The sequence below is a fragment of the Paraconexibacter sp. genome (assembly GCF_059438195.1).
On the sequence record NZ_JBLKKY010000132.1, the window covers coordinates 1 to 3,556 of the forward strand.

Genomic DNA, 3,556 nt, shown 5'->3' on the forward strand with positions numbered 1-3,556 from the left:
CCCACGCCGCCGCGGCCGGCAGCGCGGCGAGCCCCGCGAGTCCTGCCGGCCCCGCGAGGGCGATGCCGAGCACCGTGCCGCCGAGCGCGGCGGCCCCGGCCGCGGCGGGAGCGGCCGGGCCGACGTCGATCCGCAGGGGGCCCTCGGCCGCGGCCGGCCCGTCGGGGATCGCCGGGTCGCGGACCGGCCGGATCGTCACGGTCGCGCGCTCGACCGCCTCGTACGGCGTGCCGACCGCCCAGCGCTCACGCGCCGTGCGGTGGTCGGCGGCACGCCGGCGCATCGCCGCGTCGATCGCCGGGAGGTCGGCGGCCGGGGGCGGCCCGAAGGCGGTGAGCTCGGGGTGGACATGTGACGGGCCCGCCTCGATGACGCCGTCCTCCGCGGGCGCGAGGAGGTGCGCGTGCTTGCGCGCGAAGCGGCGGTAGTCCGCCGTGCCGCGCGCGAGGTCGGCGGCGACGCAGACGACGTCCCAGTTCGAGGCGATCTTCGCGGGGTCCCGCGGGTCGAGGCGCAGCGAGCGGCCGCGCATCTGCCGGACGCTCACGCCGGTCGTCGCGACCGTGAGGTCGACGAGCACGTTGACGCACGGCGCGTCCCAGCCCTCGCCGAGCAGCGCGCGGGTCCCGACGAGGACGCGCGTCTCCCCGGCGGCGAGAGCGGCCGTCGCGCGGGCGACCCAGATGCGCGGGGTCCACTCCCCCGCCTGCGGACGCAGCACGGCGAGGCCGTCGTCGTCGGGCTCCGGCGCCGCGGCCTCGCTCCCGCCCTCGACGAGGCCGAGAGCGCGCGCGAGCGGCGCGTGGTCCCCGGGCCGGCAGCGCAGCGCGCGCCCGGTGACGAGGAGCGGGCGCAAGGGAGCCGTGCGGACGTCGGCGGCGATCGCGTCGAGCGCGCGGACCGCGGTCCCCGCCTCGGCGTCGAGCACCCCGGCGAGCGCGCCGTCTGCACGCCGCTCGGCCCGCTCCGCGTCGCAGAGGACGCAGGCGCGGAGCGCGTCGCCCCGCGCGTCGTCCTCCGTCGCGAGCAGCTCGGCGAGGGCGAGCGGCTTCGCCGCCGACGTCGTGAGGAGCCGGTCGACCTCGGAGCGCCCCCGACGGATCCCGCGACGCGTGAGCGTGAAGCCGAGATCGCGGAGGGCGGCGGCGATCGCGTCGCGTCGCGCGGCGGCCGCGGGGGAAGGATGCGGGGCGAGCGCCCGCAGCGCGTAGTCCTCGAGCAGGACGAGCCAGTCGTCGAGGTCGGGCGGCTCGCGGTAGGCCTCGCCCCGCGGCGCGCCGGGCGGCGCCGGAAGGCCGGCCGAGAGGAGGAACCGCACGCCGGCACGGGCGAGCGCGGGGTGCCGGCGCTGGAACGCGTGCCACGGCACCTCCGCGTCCTCGCCGTCGCGGCTGCGGTGCCGAAGGCGCGTGACGACCCACTCGGGGAACGGCACGGGGCCCTCGGCGTCGCCCCCGTCCTCGTGCAGCGCGGTGACGAGCTCGGCGAAGCGCACGTCGTGCTCGGCGAGCCACGCCCGCTCGGCGGCGAGCGGCTCGCAGAACCAGGCGAGCTCCTGGAAGGGAGCGAGGAAGCCGTCCCGGACGACCGCGGGCGTCGGGACCGAGAAGTCGACCGGACCGAGGAGGGTGGCGTAGAGCTGCTCCTCCGTCGCCGTGAGCTCGTCTGGCGGCGTGGCCGTGAGCCCCACGACGTGCACGTCGTCGCCGCGGTGCCGGAGATCCCCGAGGACGGCGGCGACGACGTAGCCCCAGAGCGAGGCGAGGTGATGGCACTCGTCGAGGACGACCGTCCCGGTGCCGCGCGCGAGGAGCGCGTCGACGCGGGCGCGGGCCCCGTGGTCGAGGAGGTCCGCCAGCGCGAGCTCCGGGTGCTCGCCACGGGCGACCTCGCGCTTGAGGGCGGCGAGGATGCGGCCGATCTCGGCGCTCCGGCGCCGCGCGGCCTCGCCGCCCCAGGAGGCGGCGGCGACGGCGATGGCCGCCGGCTCCTCCCCCGTCGCACCCGCCCGCTCGCGCGCCCAGCGGTGCTCGGCCTCCTCCCGCAGCGCGGCGTCGGGGTCGTCGAGACGGCACAGCGACTGGTACGTGAGGACGACGACCGGCGCTCCCGCTCCGGCATCGGTCGCGACGAGGTCCGCATCGCCGCACCGGCGCACCGCCTCGACCCACTGCGCCTGGACCGCCTGGTTCGGCGCCAGGACGAGTGCGGGCCGCCCGAGCCGGCGCACGAGCTCGACCCCCATGACGGTCTTCCCCGAGCCGGGCGGGGCGACGACGTGCGTCCGATGCCGTCCCCGCGCGCGGTCCGCCTCGAACGCCTCGAACGCGAGCTCCTGGTAGTGCCGCCACGTCCCGGTGAAGCGGAGATCGCCGACGGTCGCCACCCGCCGAGGCTATCCCGCCGGCGGCGCCGCGCGCGCCTCGGAGTCGGGCGCGACGGCGAGGTGGACGAGGACCGCGAGGACGCGCCGGTGGTGCTCGGGGCCGGCGTCGCCGGCGAGCTTGGACAGGATCGAGCGGACGTGCGTCTCGACCGTCTTCGGGCTCAGCCACAAGGCCGCGCCGACCGCGCCGTTCGAGTACCCCGCGGCCATGAGCGCGAGGATCTCGCGCTCCCGCCGCGTGAGTCGGGCGAGGCGCACGCGCGCATCCTCGACGAGGGTCGCGTGCGGGCTGGACGGGTCGTGGCGCATCGGGTCTCCTCCCTCGGGTCACCCCGCACGCTAGGAGCCGCCCGGGGCCCGCACTGTGACCGCGCACACCGCTGGACTGTGCGGTCGGACACGATGCACCGGTTCGGTGTCCACGCCGACGACGGCGCGACGCGCCTCGAGCGGACGTGCACGCGGCCGCAGCCGGTGGACGTCCGCTGAACGAGCGCGGGCGCCCCGTGGGGCGCCCGCGTCGTCAGGTCATGTGGACCGAGGTCAGTCCTCGTCCTGCGGGACGTCGAGGTCCGCGAGCTCCTCCGCGAAGCCCGGGTCGGTGCCGCCGGCGCCGATGTCCTCGAGCGCGGCGATGTCCTCGCCGAGCGCCGAGCCGAACTCGACGCCGCCGTCGCCGTCGAGCAGCTCGGCGGCGATGTCGTCGGAGTCGAGGAGGCCGACGTCGTCCATCGCCCGGGGGAGCGGCTCCGCCGGCTCGATCTCGATGCGGCGGTAGCGCCGCAGGCCCGTCGCCGCCGGGATGAGCTTCCCGATGATGACGTTCTCCTTGAGGCCGTTGAGGGTGTCCTTCTTGCCCTCGAGGGCCGCGTCGGTGAGGACCTTCGTCGTCTCCTGGAAGGAGGCCGCCGAGAGGAACGAGTCGGTGTTGAGCGAGGCCTTCGTGATGCCGAGGATGATCTCCTCGAACTGGGCCATCTCGCCCTTCTCCTTCTTGATCCGGTCGTTCTCGCGAGCGAACTCGTAGCGGTCGACGAGCGCCCCGGGCAGGTAGGTCGTGTCGCCCTTCTGGTCGACGCGGACCTTCTTGAGCATCTGACGCACGATGAGCTCGATGTGCTTGTCGTTGATGTCGACGCCCTGGGACTTGTAGACCTCCTGCACCTCCTT

The 3,556-nt window shown here is 76.3% G+C and carries 2 protein-coding genes and 1 pseudogene; all 3 read right to left on the reverse strand.

Annotated elements, in window-relative coordinates; all coding sequences use genetic code 11:
- On the reverse strand, positions 1-2,386 hold a 2,386-nt coding region (locus ACME2J_RS22075), incomplete at its 3' end, for a DEAD/DEAH box helicase (RefSeq protein WP_495547104.1).
- Positions 2,387-2,395: 9 nt separating this feature from the next.
- Complete coding sequence (locus ACME2J_RS22080) at positions 2,396-2,695, reverse strand: helix-turn-helix domain-containing protein (protein ID WP_495547105.1); 300 nt, start codon at positions 2,693-2,695, stop codon at positions 2,396-2,398.
- 234 nt (positions 2,696-2,929) lie between these two features.
- Positions 2,930-3,556, reverse strand: a pseudogene (locus tag ACME2J_RS22085) (DNA-directed RNA polymerase subunit beta'); the annotation flags it as partial.

What these genes read in the sequence shown, in the direction of transcription:
- ACME2J_RS22080 (WP_495547105.1), bottom strand. Translation starts at nt 2,695, where the DNA reads ATGCGCCACGACCCGTCCAGCCCGCACGCGACCCTCGTCGAGGATGCG.